Source organism: Sphingosinicella terrae (assembly GCF_003347635.1).
In the GTDB taxonomy this organism is placed as follows: Bacteria; Pseudomonadota; Alphaproteobacteria; order Sphingomonadales; family Sphingomonadaceae; genus Allosphingosinicella; species Allosphingosinicella terrae.
The window spans coordinates 1-1,863 of sequence record NZ_QDFY01000032.1 but is presented as its reverse complement, the minus strand read 5'-3'; the positions used below and the strand labels follow the sequence as shown (position 1 = coordinate 1,863).

Genomic DNA, 1,863 nt, shown 5'->3' with positions numbered 1-1,863 from the left:
AGGTCTTTCACCTGGCCCACCAGCCCAAGGACGCCTGGTCGTTCCTGGCCGAGGTGCGGCCGTTCCACGAGCCGTGGTGAGCGTGGTGAGCGATACAATTGATACTGCGCCAGACGGACTTGAGCAGCTGAAGGCAATGCTCGCCGGTGGCCTCAAGGCGCCGATCGGCCAGACACTTGCTTTCGATCTGGTCGAGGTGGAGCGCGGACGGGTAGTGTTCGAGGGAAAGCCCGACCGCAGCGTTTACAACCCGCTCGGGGCTGTCCACGGCGGCTACGCTGCAACATTGCTCGATAGCGCTTGCGGAATCGCAACCCACTCTACCCTTGGCCCGCATCGGGGCCATACCACGCTGGAGCTGAAGATCTCCTATTTGCGCGGTCTCAGCGAGGACAGTGGCACGGTGCGTGCGACTGGCCGCATAGTTTCGGTCGGCAGGCGCGTGGCCTTCGCTGAGGCACAGTTGCACGACGGCGCCGGCCGGCTGTGCGCAACGGCCACCTCGACTTTGCTGGTGTTCGACGTGGAGCCTCAGGGCCGTGGCGCACTTCAAGCCTGACACAAACCATCGGAGCTCGCCGGATGAAAGCCTATGCAATTGGCGGGTACAAGGAGCCGGTAACTCTCCACGACTTGCCCGAGCCCGTAGCCGGTCAAGGTGAGGTTCTGGTCGCGATCGCGGCAAGCAGCGTGAACCCGCTCGACAGCCGACTCCAATCCGGCGCCTTCAAGGCCATTCTTCCCTACGAGATGCCGCTCATTCTGGGTCACGACCTCGCGGGCACGGTGGTCGCGGTCGGACCGGGCGTAATCCAATTCAAGGCTGGCGATCAGGTGTTCGCGTGCGCGGGCAACGGGAGGATCGGCACGTTCGCCGAGCGGATCGCCATCGCCGAGAAGGACTTGGCGTCGAAGCCTATCGGGCTCAGCATGCTGGAAGCGGCGGCGCTGCCACTCGTCTCGCTTACCGCGTGGCAGGCGCTCGTCGAGCGCGCGCAGTTAAGGTCCGGCCAGCGGGTGCTTATCCATGCGGGCTCGGGCGGCGTAGGTACCGTTGCCATTCAACTCGCCAAACACCTCGGCGCGCAGGTCGCCACCACGGTCGGCACTGCCAACGTCGGGCTGGCGAAGGAGCTCGGGGCCGATGTCGTCATGGACTACCGCAAGGAAGCGTTTGAGGAGCGCCTGAACGGCTATGACGTTGTGCTCAACACGCTTGGCCCCGACGTGCTGGAGAAGTCACTGAAGGTGCTCAAGCCCGGCGGAAAACTGATCTCAATCTCCGGCCCGCCCGATCCCGCGTTCGCTCGACTGATCGGAGCGAACTGGATCGTCAGACAGGTGATGCGACTAGGGAGCTTGAAGGTCAGGCGGAGTGCGCGGCGGCGCGGCATCGACTACAGCTTTCTTTTCATGCGCCCCGACGGCGCTCAGCTTTCCGAGATCGCGAAGCTGGTTGATGCCGGCACGATCCGGCCGGTGATCGACCAGGAGTTCGACTTCGATGCGACGCCCGATGCGCTCGAACGCTCGGCCTCCGGCCGCGCACGCGGCAAGGTGGTGATCCGCATCGCTGCGGACGGCGCCGTCGGCCGCCCGGACGTCTGACGCATGTCAGGCGCGGAGGCGCTGTCGGAGATCGAGCGATCCTCCCGGCTAAGGGGTGGACGGTTGACGCTGCTCGCCAGCCTGGCCGCGCTCGGTGTCCTGGCGACCAACATCATGCTGCCGGCCTTCCCCCCGATCGCACGCGACCTTAGCGTTGATACGCGCGACTTGGCGATTACGCTCAGCGTCTTCTTCGTTGTGTTTGCGGTCGGCCAGCTCTTCGTCGGGCCGCTCGCCGATGCCTTAGGCCGCAGA

Annotated in this window: 3 protein-coding genes; all 3 read left to right on the top strand. The window is 65.1% G+C overall.

Features of this window, described 5'->3' with window-relative positions; genetic code table 11:
• A partial coding sequence (locus DDE10_RS23035; RefSeq protein ID WP_349356555.1) for a PaaI family thioesterase occupies positions 1-559 on the top strand: 559 nt, incomplete at its 5' end.
• A 23-nt stretch (positions 560-582) separates the two neighbouring features.
• Positions 583-1,608, top strand: a complete 1,026-nt coding sequence (locus tag DDE10_RS23030) for an NADP-dependent oxidoreductase (RefSeq protein WP_114955153.1) — start codon at positions 583-585, stop codon at positions 1,606-1,608.
• Between the two features lie 63 nt (positions 1,609-1,671).
• The coding region (locus tag DDE10_RS23025) for an MFS transporter (protein WP_162806812.1) at positions 1,672-1,863 on the top strand (192 nt) is incomplete at its 3' end.